17 protein-coding genes are annotated in these 14755 nt (G+C 72.1%); 3 read left to right on the top strand and 14 right to left on the bottom strand.

Annotated features, from left to right (window positions below):
- Positions 1-80 precede the first annotated feature (80 nt).
- From ACYVDA_RS17700 to ACYVDA_RS17715, 4 genes are all read right to left on the bottom strand, one after another.
- Positions 81-476: a cytochrome c oxidase subunit 4 gene (locus ACYVDA_RS17700; protein ID WP_460819782.1), complete on the bottom strand. Its 396-nt coding sequence runs from the start codon at positions 474-476 to the stop codon at positions 81-83.
- Positions 473-2209: an aa3-type cytochrome oxidase subunit I gene (gene ctaD / locus ACYVDA_RS17705; protein WP_460819783.1), complete on the bottom strand. Its 1737-nt coding sequence runs from the start codon at positions 2207-2209 to the stop codon at positions 473-475. The genes ACYVDA_RS17700 and ctaD overlap by 4 nt, the downstream gene beginning before the upstream one ends.
- Complete coding sequence (gene ctaC, locus ACYVDA_RS17710; RefSeq protein ID WP_460819784.1) at positions 2206-3093, bottom strand: aa3-type cytochrome oxidase subunit II; 888 nt, start codon at positions 3091-3093, stop codon at positions 2206-2208. Before ctaC ends, ctaD begins: the two co-directional genes overlap by 4 nt.
- 123 nt (positions 3094-3216) lie before the next feature.
- Positions 3217-4200, bottom strand: a complete 984-nt coding sequence (locus ACYVDA_RS17715; RefSeq protein ID WP_460819785.1) for a carbohydrate kinase family protein — start codon at positions 4198-4200, stop codon at positions 3217-3219.
- Between the two features lie 131 nt (positions 4201-4331).
- Between ACYVDA_RS17715 and ACYVDA_RS17720 the strand changes: the two genes are divergently transcribed.
- Positions 4332-4571 carry a hypothetical protein gene (locus tag ACYVDA_RS17720; protein ID WP_460819786.1) on the top strand — a complete coding sequence of 80 codons (240 nt, stop codon included), beginning with the start codon at positions 4332-4334 and terminating at the stop codon, positions 4569-4571.
- 145 nt (positions 4572-4716) lie between these two features.
- Here ACYVDA_RS17720 and ACYVDA_RS17725 read toward each other — a convergent pair whose 3' ends face one another.
- Both ACYVDA_RS17725 and ACYVDA_RS17730 read right to left on the bottom strand, forming a co-directional pair.
- Entirely contained in the window at positions 4717-5079 is a 363-nt protein-coding gene (locus ACYVDA_RS17725; RefSeq protein ID WP_460819787.1) for a HesB/IscA family protein, read from the bottom strand.
- Positions 5080-5180: 101 nt separating this feature from the next.
- Positions 5181-6275: a glycerate kinase family protein gene (locus ACYVDA_RS17730; protein WP_460819789.1), complete on the bottom strand. Its 1095-nt coding sequence runs from the start codon at positions 6273-6275 to the stop codon at positions 5181-5183.
- Between the two features lie 44 nt (positions 6276-6319).
- On the opposite strand from ACYVDA_RS17730, the gene ACYVDA_RS17735 reads away from it, so the two are divergent.
- On the top strand, positions 6320-7186 hold the full coding sequence (locus tag ACYVDA_RS17735; RefSeq protein ID WP_460819790.1) for a GNAT family N-acetyltransferase: 867 nt from the start codon (positions 6320-6322) through the stop codon (positions 7184-7186).
- A gap of 22 nt (positions 7187-7208) precedes the next feature.
- On the opposite strand, the gene ACYVDA_RS17740 is transcribed toward ACYVDA_RS17735, so the two are convergent.
- The 6 genes from ACYVDA_RS17740 to ACYVDA_RS17765 all read right to left on the bottom strand — a co-directional run bounded on the left by ACYVDA_RS17740 (position 7209) and on the right by ACYVDA_RS17765 (position 12594).
- A complete protein-coding gene (locus tag ACYVDA_RS17740) occupies positions 7209-8492 on the bottom strand; it encodes a sensor histidine kinase (protein WP_460819791.1) in 1284 nt (427 codons plus the stop codon).
- 10 nt (positions 8493-8502) lie between these two features.
- Positions 8503-9819 carry a sensor histidine kinase gene (locus ACYVDA_RS17745; protein WP_460819792.1) on the bottom strand — a complete coding sequence of 439 codons (1317 nt, stop codon included), beginning with the start codon at positions 9817-9819 and terminating at the stop codon, positions 8503-8505.
- Between the two features lie 57 nt (positions 9820-9876).
- The gene (gene pspAB / locus ACYVDA_RS17750) at positions 9877-10485 is read right to left on the bottom strand and encodes a PspA-associated protein PspAB (protein ID WP_460819793.1); all 609 of its coding nucleotides are present in this window, start codon (positions 10483-10485) and stop codon (positions 9877-9879) included.
- 2 nt (positions 10486-10487) lie between these two features.
- A complete protein-coding gene (htpX, locus tag ACYVDA_RS17755; protein WP_460819794.1) occupies positions 10488-11423 on the bottom strand; it encodes a zinc metalloprotease HtpX in 936 nt (311 codons plus the stop codon).
- 62 nt (positions 11424-11485) lie between these two features.
- On the bottom strand, positions 11486-11764 hold the full coding sequence (gene pspAA, locus ACYVDA_RS17760; RefSeq protein ID WP_460819795.1) for a PspA-associated protein PspAA: 279 nt from the start codon (positions 11762-11764) through the stop codon (positions 11486-11488).
- Entirely contained in the window at positions 11761-12594 is an 834-nt protein-coding gene (locus ACYVDA_RS17765) for a PspA/IM30 family protein (protein ID WP_460819796.1), read from the bottom strand. The genes pspAA and ACYVDA_RS17765 overlap by 4 nt, the downstream gene beginning before the upstream one ends.
- A 97-nt stretch (positions 12595-12691) precedes the next feature.
- Between ACYVDA_RS17765 and ACYVDA_RS17770 the strand changes: the two genes are divergently transcribed.
- Positions 12692-13297 carry a DUF3043 domain-containing protein gene (locus ACYVDA_RS17770; RefSeq protein ID WP_460819797.1) on the top strand — a complete coding sequence of 202 codons (606 nt, stop codon included), beginning with the start codon at positions 12692-12694 and terminating at the stop codon, positions 13295-13297.
- 23 nt (positions 13298-13320) lie between these two features.
- Here ACYVDA_RS17770 and ACYVDA_RS17775 read toward each other — a convergent pair whose 3' ends face one another.
- Together ACYVDA_RS17775 and gcvT are read right to left on the bottom strand one after the other, a co-directional pair.
- A complete protein-coding gene (locus ACYVDA_RS17775) occupies positions 13321-13578 on the bottom strand; it encodes a hypothetical protein (protein ID WP_460819798.1) in 258 nt (85 codons plus the stop codon).
- Between the two features lie 55 nt (positions 13579-13633).
- A complete protein-coding gene (gene gcvT, locus ACYVDA_RS17780; RefSeq protein WP_460819801.1) occupies positions 13634-14728 on the bottom strand; it encodes a glycine cleavage system aminomethyltransferase GcvT in 1095 nt (364 codons plus the stop codon).
- Between the last annotated feature and the right edge of the window lie 27 nt (positions 14729-14755).

Genomic DNA, 14755 nt, shown 5'->3' on the forward strand with positions numbered 1-14755 from the left:
ACCGCGTGTGACGGGTCACGTACGGGTAACGGGCGCGGCGGATGACCGCCACGCCCGTCCCGTGCTGGGGAGAGTCACGCTCAGTGAGCGTGCACGCCCCGGTAGTACTCGAAGACCAGTCCGGTCAGGGCGACCGCACCCAGGACGGCGCCGATGATGAACAGCCACCAGCCGACGGCCACCCCCAGGGTCATCGTCGCCAGGCACATCGCGCACCACAGCGGCCACCAGCTGTACGGCGGGAAGAAGCCCAGCTCGCCGGCGCCCTCCGCGATCTCGCCGTCGGCCCGGTCCTCGGGCCGCGGCTCCATCTTGCGGGCGTGGAAGCCGAGGTAGAACGCGATCAGCGTGGTGAGCAGGAACGTCATCACCAGGGCGGTGGTGCCCGTGTGGTCGCCGCTGGAGAACCAGTAGATCGGCGTGACCACGAGGAAGAAGACGCTGCAGAAGACGAACATCCAGGTCTCGGACTTCATCGGACGTCGTCCTCTCCGTGGAGCATCTCGTGACGCCCCGCCATCTCGGGGCTGTCGTTGCCACCGTCCAGGTCGTTGTCGACGTACTCCAGCGCCGCGATCTCCGGGTGGTGGAGGTCGAAGGCCGGGGCCTCGGAGCGGATCCGCGGGATGGTGACGAAGTTGTGCCGCGGCGGCGGGCAGCTGGTCGCCCACTCCAGGGAGCGGCCCCAGCCCCACGGGTCGTCGACCATGACCTTGGGTCCGCGCATGCTCTTGTAGACGTTGAGCAGGAACGGGAATGTCGAGAAGGCCAGCAGGAACGCACCGGCGGTCGACACCTGGTTGAGCGTGGTGAACCCGTCCGAGGGCGAGTAGTCGGCGTAGCGACGGGGCATGCCCTCGACACCGAGCCAGTGCTGCACCAGGAAGGTGGTGTGGAAGCCGATGAACAGGATCCAGAAGTGGATCTTGCCCAGCCGCTCGTCCAGCATCTTGCCGGTCATCTTGGGCCACCAGAAGTAGAACCCGGCGAACATCGCGAACACCACGGTGCCGAAGACGACGTAGTGGAAGTGCGCGACCACGAAGTAGGAGTCGGAGACGTGGAAGTCCAGCGGGGGCGAGGCCAGGATGACGCCGGTCAGGCCGCCGAACAGGAAGGTGGTCAGGAAGCCGACGGCCCACAGCATGGGCGTGTCGAAGCTGATCGACCCGCCCCACATCGTGCCGATCCAGTTGAAGAACTTCACTCCGGTGGGCACCGCGATCAGGAACGTCATCCCGGAGAAGAAGGCCAGGTCGACCGCGCCGGTGACGAACATGTGGTGGGCCCACACCGCGACCGAGAGCACCGCGATGCCGAGGGTCGCCGCGACCAGGCCGACGTAGCCGAAGACCGGCTTGCGGCTGAAGACCGGGAGGATCTCGGTGATGATGCCGAAGAACGGCAGCGCGATGATGTAGACCTCGGGGTGGCCGAAGAACCAGAACAGGTGCTGCCACAGGATCACGCCGCCGTGGTTGGCGTCGAAGACGTGGGCGCCGAGCTGCCGGTCGGCCTCGAGGGCGAGCAGCGCCGCGGCGAAGATCGGGAACGCGATCAGGACCAGCAGGCTGGTGACCAGCGTGTTCCACACGAAGATCGGCATCCGGAACATGGTCATGCCCGGGGCCCGCATGCAGATGATGGTCACGATGAAGTTGACCGCACCCAGGATGGTGCCCAGGCCGGCGAGCCAGAGGCCCATCACCCAGAGGTCACCACCGACGCCGGGAGAGCGGATCGCGTTGGACAGCGGGGCGTAGCCGGTCCAGCCGAAGTCGGCGGCGCCGCCGGGGCTCAGGAAGCCCGAGACGGTGATGATGCCGCCGAAGAGGTAGAACCAGTAGCTCAGCATGTTCAGGCGCGGGAACGCCACGTCGGGCGAGCCGATCTGCAGCGGCATCAGCACGTTGGCGAACCCGAAGAACAGCGGCGTCGCGAACAGCAGCAGCATGATCGTGCCGTGCATCGTGAACAGCTGGTTGTAGAGCTCGTCGTTGACGATCTGCTGCCCCGGGAAGGCCAGCTCGGACCGGATCAGCAGCGCCATGACGCCGCCGATGAGGAACCAGACGAAGGCGGTGCTGAGGTAGAGCTTGCCGATCAGCTTGTGGTCGGTCGTGGTCATGATCCGGACCAGCTGCTGACCGATGGTCGGGCTCGGCGGTCGGACCCGGGCGCCCGCGGGGGCGTCGGAGACGGCGGTCACTGCGTTCCTCCGTTGCTGTTGCTGGGCTCGAGACCCGGCACCTTCTGGACCTCCGAGCTCCCCAGCGCGGAGCCGGTGGCCCCCTGCGCGGCGAGCTGCTTGAGGTGGGCGTCGTACGCCGACTGGCTGACGACCTTGACGTCGAAGAGCATCCGCGAGTGGTAGACGCCGCACAGCTCGGCGCAGCGACCCTCGAAGGTGCCCGTGCGGGTGGGCGTCACGGCGAAGTTGTTGTGACGGCCCGGGATCACGTCCATCTTGAACAGGAACGCCGGCACCCAGAACGAGTGGATGACGTCCGGGGAGTACAGGTTGATCTCGACGCTCTTGTCCTTGACCAGCCACAGGACAGGCCGGTCGGCGGTGGTGCCGCCCTCGTGGACGGTCTCACCGCCCGTGGAGACGTACTTCCCCGACGACTTGTCGTAGCCGAGGTTGTAGTTGAAGGTCCACGACCACTGCTGCCCGACGACCGTGATGGTCTCGTCGGGCTTGGGGTCGTCGTGCTGGACCTTCCCCTGGGTCTGGAGGGTGAAGTAGAAGAAGACGATCACCATCATGATCGGGGCGATCGTGTAGAAGATCTCGATCGGCAGGTTGTAGCGGGTCTGGACGGGGATGTCGGACTCGCTGCGCCGACGGAACTTGAAGCTGGCGTAGAAGATCAGGCCCCAGACGATGACGCCGGTGATCATGGCGGCGAGCCACGACCACATCCACAGCGTGTGGACGTACGGGGCTTCCTTGGTCGCGGAGACGGGGAGCGCGAGACGCCTGATCTGGGTCTCGGTCTCGGCCGAGCAGCCGCTCAGGAAGAGCACGGCGACCGCCATGAGGGCACCGAGTGCCGAACGGCGGAAGCGCGGGGGAAGCTTCAGACTCACCGACGAGCCCTTTCGTGGACAGAATCCGTCTGACGACGAACTGCGGACAAGCGAACAGTACTACTCACACCAGGCTGAGCCACGGCCAGGTAGCGCCTGTGGCGAGGCTGAGATCCGGCCCGCTCAGGCCGCCGGGAGGAGGTGGGGACGCACGTCGGCGGCCGCCTCCTCGCCGTACGCCCCGGCCAGGCGCTGCACGAACTCCTCGTGGGTGAAGGAGTACTCCTGGGTGCCGACCCGCTCCACGACGTACGCCGCCAGGACGCAGCCGACCTGGGCGGCCCGCTCGTGGCTCAGCTCCCAGTCCAGCCCGGCCAGGAAGCCGGAGCGGAAGGCGTCGCCGACACCGGTGGGCTCGACGGCCTGCACGTCGGGGACGGCGCCGACGACGACGGCCTCACGACCCTCGGCGACGATCCGGACGCCGTCCTTGCCCAGCGTGATCACCTGGGTGCCGACGCGCGCGAGGATCTCCTCGGCGCTCCAGCCGGTCTTGGACTCGATCAGGTGGGACTCGTACTCGTTGCTGAACAGGTACGCCGCCCCGTCCACCAGCGCGCGGATCATCTCGCCCTCGCCGAAGGCCAGCTGCTGGCTGGGGTCGGCCACGAAGGGGTAGCCGCGCTCGCGGCACTCCTGCGTGTGGCGCACCATGCCCTCGGGGTCGTCGGGGCCCACCAGGACGAACTCCGGCGCGCCGACGCGGTCGGCGATCGGGGCCAGCTCGATCAGGCGCGCCTCGCTCATCGCCCCGGGGTAGAAGCTGGCGAACTGCGCCATCGAGGTGTCGGTCGTGCAGACGAAGCGCGCGGTGTGCTTGTCCTCGGAGATGCGCACCGACTCGCAGTCCACGCCGTGGCGCTCCAGCCAGGCGCGGTAGCCCGCGAAGTCCTCGCCGGCCGCGGCGACCAGCACCGGGCTCAGGCCGAGCTGGGCGAGCCCGAAGGCGATGTTGCCCGCGCACCCGCCGCGACGGATCTCGAGGTCGTCGACCAGGAAGGAGACCGAGAGCTTGTCGAGCTGGTCCACGACCAGGGAGTCGGAGAACCGGCCCCCGAACGTCATCAGGTGGTCGGTGGCGATGGATCCGGCGATCAGCAGCGACATGGGTTCCTCGGGTGGACGGGCGGCGGAGGGGCGGCGGACGTGCGAGCTGGACGAGCGAGCTGGACGGGCCCGTGAAGGGTACCGACCGGTAGGCCTGGGAGTACCCGGCGGTAGCCCCTAGCGTCGCAGCCATGAGCTACGAGCGACTCGCCTACGACGACCAGGACACCGCCTCCGCCATGTGGGCCGACTGCGCTGCCTGCGCGCGCACGCTGCCCGCGGCCCGGGCCCGGGTGGACCTCGACGCGGCCCTGCGGCCGGCCCCGGCGCTGGCCTTCGACCAGCGCCCGTGCGAGACGCGGAAGCCCGAGATCGAGGTCAGCCTGGCCGCGGCGCACCTGGCCTCGCGGCTGCACCTCCACCTCGACTGAAGGCCCCTCCGGAACGCAGCAGCGGCGCCGCCCCGATCGGGCAGCGCCGCTGTTGTCACGTCAGGCTGTTCTTGGTCTCACCGGGTCTCGCCACACCGGCCGGGACCTCGTTCCTCGGTCCCGGTCGGTGCTCGACCGCCGTCGATCAGTGGAACGAGTCGCCGCAGGCGCAGGACCCGGTCGCGTTGGGGTTGTCGATGGTGAAGCCCTGCTTCTCGATGGAGTCGACGAAGTCGATCGTCGCGCCGTTGAGGTAGGGCACGCTCATCCGGTCGACGACGACGGACACGCCGTCGAAGTCGGTCACGACGTCGCCGTCGAGGGTGCGCTCGTCGAAGAAGAGCTGGTAGCGCAGGCCGGAGCAGCCGCCGGGCTGCACGGCGATGCGCAGCGCGAGGTCGTCACGACCCTCCTGCGCGAGCAGGCTCTTGACCTTCGAGGACGCGGTGGCGCTGACGTTGATGCCGTCGGTGCGGATCTCCTGAGCGGTGTCGAGCTGCTCGGTCATGTCGTCTCCAGAGGTGTTCGGGGGTGGCGCGTACGTCTGTTCAATGGTCGCACACCGACCCCTATTCCCCATCCTCCGTCGCGTCCGGGCGCCCGGCGCCCTCAGCGCGACCAGGTGCGCGCGGTGCGGGCCGCGAGGTCGGCGAGGGCCTCGGCGGGCGCGGCGAAGGCCCGCTCCTCCCCCACCAGGTCCACCAGGGAGTACGCCGACTCCACCCCGAGGGCGCGCATCTCACGCGCGCCGACCAGCACCTGTCCCGCCAGCGCGACGCACGGGACCACGGCGCGCGAGGCGACCTCGGCGACGCCGTAGGGCACCTTGCCCGAGCGCGAGGAGAAGTCGAAGGCCCCCTCGCCGGTGATCACCAGGTCGGCGCGCGCCAGGATCTCGGGCAGCCCGACCGCCTCGGCCACCAGGGCCACGCCGCTGTGCCGGGTGCCCCCCAGCAGCAGCAACCCGTAGCCGAGACCGCCCGCGGCCCCCGCCCCCTTGACGTCGGCGGTCTTGCGGCCGACCACCTCGGCCAGGTGCTGGAGCCAGGAGTCGACGGTGACCAGGCGCTCGTCGGGCAGGCCCTTCTGCGGCCCGTAGATCTTGGTGGCCCCGTTGATGCCCAGCAGCGGGTTGTCCACGTCGCTGGCCAGGACCAGCTCCACGCCCTCGACCCGGGCCCGTGCGGGGGCGAGGTCGACGGCGGTCACCCCGACCAGGCCCGCGGGCCCCTCGGCCAGCGACCCGCCCTCGGCCGTGGCGCCGAGCGCGGCCAGGAGGCCGGCGCCGCCGTCGTTGGTGGCCGAGCCACCCAGCCCGACGACGACCCGGGTGGCCCCGGCGTCGATCGCGGCGCCCACGAGCACGCCGGCGCCGTAGGAGGTGCCCTGCTCGGGGCGGCGCTCGGCGGGCGGCGTGAGGTGCAGGCCGACGGCGTGGGCGCTCTCGACGTACGTCGTGTCCCCCACGCGCAGGACCGCGGCCGGGACGTCGTGGCCGTAGGGGTCCGGCACGGTGACGGCCTCGAGGCTCCCGCCGAGCGCGGCGTGCAGCGCGTCGACGAAGCCCGGGCCGCCGTCGGACATGGGCACCTGGACCACCTCGTCGTCGGGGGCCTGGCGCCGCCACCCCCGGGCCATCGCGGCCGCGGCCTCGGGGGCGCTCAGGGTGCCGGCGAACTTGTCAGGGGCGAGGACGACGCGCATGCGACCCATCCTGCCCTGCGGCCGCGCTCGGCTACGTTCGGGACGTGCCCCCCACCGACCTGCTGGTGCGACCGATGCTCGCCCAGGACGTGGTCGAGGCCGAGCGGCTCACCGCGGCGGCGTACGCCCTGGGGGGTCCGCCGGCGCCCCGGACCCCCGAGCGCGCGCAGCGCTGGATCGAGCGCACCGAGCACCTGCGCCGCACCGACCCGGGCGGCTGCTGGGTGGCGCAGCGGGGCGAGGACGTCGTCGGCGTCGCGGTCGCGTTCCGGCGCGACCTGCTCTGGCTGCTGGCGTCGTACGCCGTCGTGCCCGGCCACCAGGGCACCGGGATCGGGCGCACGCTGCTCGAGGCGGCCCTCTCCCACGGACGGGGCTGCCTGCGGGGCATGCTCTCGGCCAGCCCGGACCCGCGCGCGTACCGCCGCTACCGCCTGGCCGGCTTCTCGCTGCACCCGAGCCTGCGCCTGTCCGGCGTGGTCGACCGGAGCGCGCTGCCGGTCGTGGACCACGTCCGCGAGGGGTCGGCCGCCGACTTCGCCCTGATGGACTCGGTGGACCGGCGCCGGCGCGAGGCCGCGCACGGCGTGGACCACCCGCTGCTCGCCGCGACCCACCGGCTGCTGGTCACCGACCGGACCACCGGGTCGGGCTACGCCTACGTCGACGACGACGGTTCCCCCGCGCTGCTGGCCGCCACCAACCGCCGCACGGCCGCGCGGCTGATGTGGGAGGCGCTGGCCTCGGCGCCCGTCGGCACGCCCGTGCGCGTCGAGCACGTCACGCAGGCCAACGAGTGGGCCGTGGACGTCGCCCTGGCGGCGCGTCTGGGCGTCGAGCAGCACGGCTACCTGGCCCTGCGCGGGATGGCCCCGCCCACGGCGTACGTCCACCACGGGACGCTGCTGTGAGGCGCCCCGGTCGGCGAGCGTCCTAGACGGGCACCGAGGCCGGCACGGCCGCGCTCGCCCGGGCCGCGAGGCTGTCCGACCGGTGGTGGGCCGCCGGCGCGGGGAGCGGGAGCTCGAACCAGAAGTCGGCCCCGCCCGCGGCGGAGTCGCCGACCCCGATCGTTCCGCCGTGCGCGTCGATGATGCGGCGGCAGGTGGCCAGGCCGATGCCGAGACCATCGACGCCGGTGCCCTCGACGCCGTCGCCGCGCACCATCAGGCCGAAGACCGACTCGCGCTCAGCGAGCGGCACGCCGGGCCCGTCGTCGGACACGCTGATCCGGACGCTGCCCCCGGAGACCCGCCCGGAGACCACGATCGTCGCGTCGTCCCCGGCGTACTTCAGCGCGTTGGCCACGAGGTTCTGGGTGACCGCGCGCACCTGCACGTCGTCGCCCCAGACCCGCGGGAGGTCGTGGGCCACCACGGTCGCGCGGCCACGGCGGGTGGCCAGGTCGACCAGCACGTCGTCGAGGATGCTGTCCATGTCGAGCTCGGTGAGCCGCAACCGGCCGCCGAGGACGGCCACGTCCATCAGCCCGCTGACGGTCGCGCGCATGCGCTGGGCCCCCGAGAGGGCGGTGCCCACCAGCATGGCCGCGTCGGGGTCGACGGTCGTCCCGGCGGCCTGCTGCTCCTCGCGGAGCAGCTGCAGCGCCATCAGCACCGCGGCCAGGGGGCCCTGGACGTCGTGGCTGACCTGGCCGGCGAAGGCGGCCAGGTGCTCGTTGGAGCGGCGCAGCTCGCGGGTGCCGTCGGTCAGGCTGGACAGCGCGTCGTGGAGCGAGTCGAACTGCCGGCGCGACTCCAGGACGTCCATCACCGCCTCGCCGAGCTCGGCCATGACGCCCATCGCGGCCTCGTCGACCTCGCGCGGGTTGGGGTCGAAGACGCAGAGCGTCCCGATCGGGACGCCGGTGGTGGTGACCAGCTGGGTGGCGGCGTAGGTGACGATGTCGCCGTTGCGCACGAATGCGCTGTCGGCGAACCGGGGGTCCAGGCGGGCGTCGGGGACGACCTGCTGGCGGCGGGTCTCGCGGACGACCTTGGCGCAGAAGGAGTCGCGCTCGTCGCACCCGCCCCGCCCGCCGGCCGCACGGGCCAGCGTGTGCTGGGCGCCGCCGGAGATCACGTTGACCTCGGCGCCCTTGGCCCCCGACACCGAGGCGGCTACGCGGACCAGCCGCAGCAGGACGTCGGGCAGCTCGTGGCCGAGCAGGTCCAGGGCACGGATCTCGGCCTCGCGTACGAGGTCAGAGGTATCCATATCGGACATCCTATGCGCGGGAGCGACGCACGGGCGCCACATCGGAGAAGTTCGGCGCGACGTAGGGCACGGTGATCCGCACCAGCGCGCCGCCCTCGGGGGTCTCCCCCATCGTGATCTGGCCGCCGTGGGCCTCCACGATCCGCCAGCAGGTCGCCAGGCCCAGGCCGATCCCGTCGCCGTCGGGGTTGCCCTGCGCCAGCAGGCCGAAGATCCGCTCCCGGTCCTCCACGGGGACCCCGGGCCCGTTGTCGGAGACCTCGAGGCACCACCGGCCGTCCTCGGGCACGGCGTGGACCCGCACGACCGCGTCGTCGCGGTCGTTGAACTTCACGGCGTTGGAGATCAGGTTCTGCAGCACCACCCGCCACTGGGTCCGGTCCCCGTGCACGACCGGCAGGCCCCCGGTCTCCAGGCGCACGCCCTCCAGCTCCGCCGCGAGGTCGTCGCGCAGCTGGTCGACCAGGCCGCGCAGGTCGAGCTCCTCGATCTCGGGCACGCCGCCGATCGAGGCGAAGGCGAGCACGTCGCGGATCAGGTCGTTCATCCGTCCCACGCTGCCCAGTGCCCGGTCGATCAGCCACGAGGCGGGCTCGGGCGGGGGAAGCGGACGTCCACCGCTCGCCGTCACCGGCGGAGACACCGGTGCGGCCGCCACGGCGGCAGGGGCGTCGAGGTCGTCGAGGCCGTCGCGCAGCATCTGCAGGGAGGCGTCCACGGCCGTGATCGGTCCCCGGAGGTCGTGGGCGACCTGGGCGGCGAACAGGCGCAGCATGTCGTTGCTGCGCTCGAGCTCGGCGCGGGCCTCGGTCAGCTCGGCGACCGACTCCTCGAGCTGGCGGGTGCGCAGACGCAGCTCCAGGAAGTCGACCACCCGGTGGGCGAGCTGCTCGAGCTGGAGGTCGCCCTCCGCGTCGGCCTCGCGCGGCACGGTGTCGAAGGCGCACATCGTGCCGATCACCACGCCCCGGGGACTCACGAGCTGGTGGGCGGAGTAGTAGCGGAACGCGTGCTTCTCGCCGTTGACGAAGGGGTTCTCGGCCCAGCGGGGGTCCAGGGAAGCGTCCGGGACCTGGACCGGGTGCCCGTCGTCCAGGATCGCGCTGCACATGGCGTCCTCCAGGGCGCAGACGTCGCGCGCGATGCCCACCGCCGCCACGGTGGCCTGGGTCCCGGACTGCATCAGGTTGATCGCCGCGGCCGGCACGTGGCACAGCTGGGTGGCCAGCACCGCCAGGTCGTCGAGCTCGGGCTGCGGCACTCCGACGACGCCGTACCGCCTCACCTCCCGCTCGCGCCGCCCGGCCGCGGACTCCGCCTCGCTCATCGGCACTCGGGGTCGTTCATCGTCGGAATCTCCTGAGGTACGAGCGGACTCCCCGTCCTAGTCGGACAGTCCCCACAACGGCATCCACCGGCTGGTGTCGGGCTCGATCGGCAGGTCACCGCCGATCGTGTCGCGCACCAGGCGCTCACGCAGCCCGTCCCGGCAGGTGGGGCCGGTCGGGCAGAAGGGGTAGAAGGTCCCCTGCTTGTAGAGGTACACGATGAAGGTGCGGTTGTCGGAGCCGCTGTCCACGAATCCGACGGTGCTGCACAGCAGGCCCGGCCCGAAACCCTGGGCCTCGAGGGCGGAGTTGACCGCGTGCAGGCTGGTCACCAGCCCGGAGGTGTCGACGCCGGGCGGGGCGTCGGTCGGGAGCCCGACCTCCTCGGCCGACCCGGCGTGCACCGTGAGCCAGGTGAAGCCGTACTCGTCGAGCCGGCTGGTGGTGCTCGGCCCCCCGTCGACCGAGACCAGGGCCGCCGCGTCGGCCTGGGTCAGCGCGGCCGCGCCGCCCTCGGCCGCCCGGAAGCACACGGAGCCGGTGCCGGTCGGACGCAGGCCCAGGGCCGCCTCCAGCGACATCGCCGCGGACGGCACGGCGAACAGCGCGTCGAGCCGGGCCTGCTTCGGTCGCGTCTGCCCGCGCAGGGCGTCCCAGAACCCCACGGCTAGAGCGGCTTCCCCAGCTCGGCCGCGATGCGGGCGAGCTGGTCGAGGCGCTGCTCCAGGGAGGGGTGCGTGGAGGTGAGGGTGCTGAGCGACGTCCCGCGGACGGCCGGGGCGATGAAGAACGCGTTCATGGGCTGGGCCGCCCGCAGGTCGCGCTCGGGCACGGCGTTCATCTCGCCGCTGATCTTGCGCAGCGCCGAAGCCAGGGCGGCGGGCTTCTGGGTCAGGTAGACGCCGGAGCGGTCGGCGCACAGCTCGCGGTAGCGCGAGAGCAGGCGGGTCAGCAGGAAGCTGATGGCGTAGGTGACCAGGGCGGCCGCCAGCGCCAGCACGAGGCCGACGAAGCCGCTGCCGTTGTTGTTGTCGTCGTCGCGGCGGCCGACGTTGCCCCCGCCGAACATGAAGCCGTACTGCGCCCCGCGGGCCACCATGCCGGCCACGATGCCGGCGGTGCTGGCCACGGTCATCACCAGCACGTCGCGGTGCGCCACGTGGGACAGCTCGTGGGCCAGCACGCCCTCGAGCTCCTCGGCGTCGAGGGTCTGCAGGATCCCGGTGGTCACGCAGACCACGGACCGGTCGACCGAGCGGCCGGTGGCGAAGGCGTTGGGGATGGCGCTGTCGGAGATGGCCACCCGCGGCTTGGGCATGTCGGCCATCAGGCACAGCCGGTCGATCATGCCGTGCAGCTCGGGGGCGTCGTCCGGGCCGACCTCCCAGGCCCCCATCGCCTTGATGGCGACCTTGTCGGAGTTCCACCACTGCCACCAAGCGATGCCGATGCCGACCAGACCGATCAGCAGGGAGAGCACCGGGGACTTGACGGCGAACATCAGCGCCACGATGAGCGCGACGAACAGGCCGCCGAGCAGGAACATGACCGTGGTCATCCGGACGGTCAACCCGGTGTCGGGGACGAAGCGTGAACGGGCCATGTCAGGTCAACGTCCGGCCGGGCCACGGAGTTTCGCGGCCCGTCGCGATGCAGGTCGCGGTCTCACCCCGGGATGAGGCCGTCGTCGCCCAGGAGCTCGCGGACCTCCTCCAGGCTCGCGTCGGCCGGGGGCAGGATCAGGTCGGAGTCCTCGAGGCTGTCGTCGGCCAGCGGCACCCCGGCGGCGCGGACGCCGTCGAGGAGGGCGGCCAGCGACGTCGCGAACTGCTGCTCGTCGCCGGTCTCCACCGCGGTCTCGACGTGGGCGTCGAGCTCGTTGAGGCGGTCGAGCTGGTCGTCGGGGAGGTCGAGCTGACCCTCCCCCAGGATGCGGACGATCACGGCTGCTGTCCCTTCTCGACGGTCTGGCCCTCGGTGCGGGCCGCGGCCTGGGCAGCCGCCTGGGTCGGGTCCTGCGACGCGGCCGGGAGCTCGCTGCGGTGGTCCGAGGCGGCGTCGAGGGCGCTCGGCGCCGACCCGCCGCCCTTGAGGGCGGCCAGCTCGGCCTCGACGTCGGACTGGGAGCTGAGGGCGTCGAGCTCGCGGCTGATGTCGTCGCCGCGGTTGATCGCGCTGGCGTCGTCGAGGGCGCCCGAGGCGATCAGCTCGTCGACCGCGCCGGCGCGGGCCTGCATCTGCTGGGTCTTGTCCTCGGCGCGCTGGATCGCCATCCCGACGTCGCCCATCTCCTCGGAGATGCCGGAGAAGGCCTCGTTGATGCGGGTCTGCGCCTCGGCGGCGGTGTAGCTGGCCTTGATGGTCTCCTTGCGCGTGCGGAAGGACTCCACCTTGGCCGAGAGGCGCTGGGAGGCCAGCGTCAGCTTCTCCTCCTCGCCCTGGAGCTGGGCGTGCTGGGCCTGGAGGTCGCCGAGCTGCTGGGTCAGCGCCGACTTGCGGGTCAGGGCCTCGCGGGCGAGGTCCTCGCGGCCCATCCCGAGCGCCTTCTGGGCCTGCTGGGTGAGCTTGTCGGACTGACCGTTGAGCTGGTTGATCTGCAGCTCGACGCGCTTGCGGCTGGTCGCGACGTCGGCCACGCCGCGGCGTACCTTCGTCAGCATCTCCATCTGGCGCTGGTAGCTGTAGTCGAGCGTCTCGCGGGGGTCCTCGGCCTTGTCCAGCGCCGAGTTCGCCTTCGCCCGGAAAACCATGCTGATCCGCTTCATCATGCTCATGGGCGACAACCTACCCAACCGCGCCCAGTCGCACGAGGGTCCTGCCGGGTAGGCTGACCGACGTCCTGATCGACCCCGATCACCCCCTCACCTCGTCGTGGAAGGCCCCGTGTTCCGGCGTACCAGCAAGACCGAGACCGTCCCCACCGCCTCCGCCGCGGAGCTCAGCTCCGGCCCCAAGGGCCCCGGCGCCAAGGGGCGTCCGACCCCGAGCCGCCGCGAGGCCGAGGCCGCCGCCCGTGCGCGGTCGCGCACGGTGATGGACAAGAAGACGGCGCAGAAGGTCATGCGCGAGAAGCGCGTCGAGAACAACGCCAAGGTGCGCCAGGCGATGAGGACGGGCGACGAGCGCTACCTGCCGGCCCGCGACAAGGGCCCGGTCAAGCGCTTCATCCGCGACCACGTCGACGCCCGGCTGTCGGTGGCGGAGTTCCTGCTGCCCCTGCTGCTCGTGATCATGGTCCTGCAGTACACCCCCAACGACACCGCGGTGCGGATTGGCCTGTGGCTCTGGCAGGCCCTGCTGCTGGTGATCGTGGTCGACACCGGGTGGCTGGTGGTGCGCACCCGTCGGGCGATCCGCGAGAAGTTCCCCGAGGAGCCGCTCAAGGGCACGACGTTCTACACGGTGCTGCGGGCCGCGCAGATGCGCTTCCTGCGCCAGCCCAAGCCGCGGGTCAAGCTCGGCGGGGCGCCCCGCTAGGGCGACCGCCGATCGGGTCGGGCTCAGCCGGCCTCGAGCGACATCGGGCCGTAGACCTCGCGGTCGCCCTCGTGCAGGGTCACCGCGCTCACGCCGTCCTCGGCGAGGTCGGGGTAGGCCTCCCCCAGCCAGCTCTCGGCGTCGCCGCGCGTGGGGAACTCGGGGCGCGCCTCGGTCGGCGCGATCGGGCGGCCGTCGGCGTCGAGCAGCAGCCACCACCAGGCGGGCTCGTCGGGACGTCGGGTGCCGGCGCCGAAGGCGGGTTCGGGGGAATGGGTCATCACGGTGCGTCCTGTCGGGTCGGGGCGGGTTTCAGGAGCTGACGGAGTGGGGTTCTCAGCGCAGGTCGGTCTGCACGAACGGCGGCCGCGTCACCACGAAGGTCTCGCCGCGGCCGCGCACGTCGACCAGCACCTCGGCGCCGAGCTGCACCTGGGCGTTGACCAGGGCCAGCGCCACGCCCTTGCGCAGCGTCGGCGAGAACGTGCCGGAGGTGACGAAGCCGACCGGGAGGTCGCGGGTCAGCTTGACGCTCATCTGCGGGCGCGCGATGCCGCGCCCCTGCGCGACCAGGCCGCGCAGGACCACGCGGGGACCGGCCTCGCGCTCGGCGAGCAGGGCGTCGCGGCCCCAGAAGGCCGGCTTGTCCCAGCCGACGGCCCAGCCCAGGCGGGCCTGGACGGGCGTGACGTCGAGGCTGATGTCCTGGCCGTGCAGCGGGTAGCCCATCTCGGTGCGCAGGGTGTCGCGGGCGCCGAGGCCGCACGGCGCCGCGCCGTACGCCGCCCCGGCCTCGAGCACGGCGTCCCAGAGCCCGGCGGCCGCGGCGTTCTCGGCCACCAGCTCGTAGCCCCGCTCGCCGGTGTAGCCGGTGCGGCACACCGTCACGGCGTGACCGTCGAAGTCGGCCACTTCGAAGCTCATGTAGGGGTGCCCCACCGGGAGACCGGCCGCGGCCAGCACGGCGTCGGCGTCGGGCCCCTGCACCGCGAGCACCACGTGGGAGGAGTGCTGGTCGGTGACCTGCACCTCCGCCGGTAGCGCGGCCTCCAGCCGGCGGGCGACCTCGGCGGTGTTGGCGGCGTTGGGGACCAGCAGCAGGTCGTCCTCGGCGTGGACGTAGGCGATCAGGTCGTCGACGACGCCGCCGGTCGCGTCGTCGCAGGCCAGGGTGTACTGCGCCTGCCCCGGTCCGATCCGCCGCAGGTCGTTGGACAGGCAGGCGTTCAGCGCCTCGAGGGCACCGGGGCCGGTGACCCGCAGCTTGCCCAGGTGGCTCACGTCGAAGACGCCGACCCGCTCGCGGACCGCCGCGTGCTCCTTGAGGACGCCGGTGGGGTACTCCAGCGGCATCTCCCACCCGCCGAACTCCGAGAACTTCGCCCCCAGGGCGACGTGGCGGTCGTGCAGCGGGGAGCGGGCGGTCGACATGCCCGGCAAGTTACCGCAGGCCCCGTC

It is taken from the genome of Nocardioides korecus (assembly GCF_054778395.1).

Coding starts and splice junctions, on each gene's coding strand:
- ACYVDA_RS17715 (WP_460819785.1), bottom strand. CDS start 4,200: ATGTCGCTGCTGATCGCCGGATCCATCGCCACCGACCACCTGATGACG.
- gcvT (WP_460819801.1), bottom strand. CDS start 14,728: ATGTCGACCGCCCGCTCCCCGCTGCACGACCGCCACGTCGCCCTGGGG.
- ACYVDA_RS17765 (WP_460819796.1), bottom strand. CDS start 12,594: ATGAGCATGATGAAGCGGATCAGCATGGTTTTCCGGGCGAAGGCGAAC.
- ACYVDA_RS17720 (WP_460819786.1), top strand. CDS start 4,332: ATGAGCTACGAGCGACTCGCCTACGACGACCAGGACACCGCCTCCGCC.
- htpX (WP_460819794.1), bottom strand. CDS start 11,423: ATGGCCCGTTCACGCTTCGTCCCCGACACCGGGTTGACCGTCCGGATG.
- ACYVDA_RS17740 (WP_460819791.1), bottom strand. CDS start 8,492: ATGGATACCTCTGACCTCGTACGCGAGGCCGAGATCCGTGCCCTGGAC.
- ACYVDA_RS17775 (WP_460819798.1), bottom strand. CDS start 13,578: ATGACCCATTCCCCCGAACCCGCCTTCGGCGCCGGCACCCGACGTCCC.
- ACYVDA_RS17730 (WP_460819789.1), bottom strand. CDS start 6,275: ATGCGCGTCGTCCTCGCCCCTGACAAGTTCGCCGGCACCCTGAGCGCC.
- ACYVDA_RS17745 (WP_460819792.1), bottom strand. CDS start 9,819: ATGAGCGAGGCGGAGTCCGCGGCCGGGCGGCGCGAGCGGGAGGTGAGG.
- ACYVDA_RS17700 (WP_460819782.1), bottom strand. CDS start 476: ATGAAGTCCGAGACCTGGATGTTCGTCTTCTGCAGCGTCTTCTTCCTC.
- ACYVDA_RS17725 (WP_460819787.1), bottom strand. CDS start 5,079: ATGACCGAGCAGCTCGACACCGCTCAGGAGATCCGCACCGACGGCATC.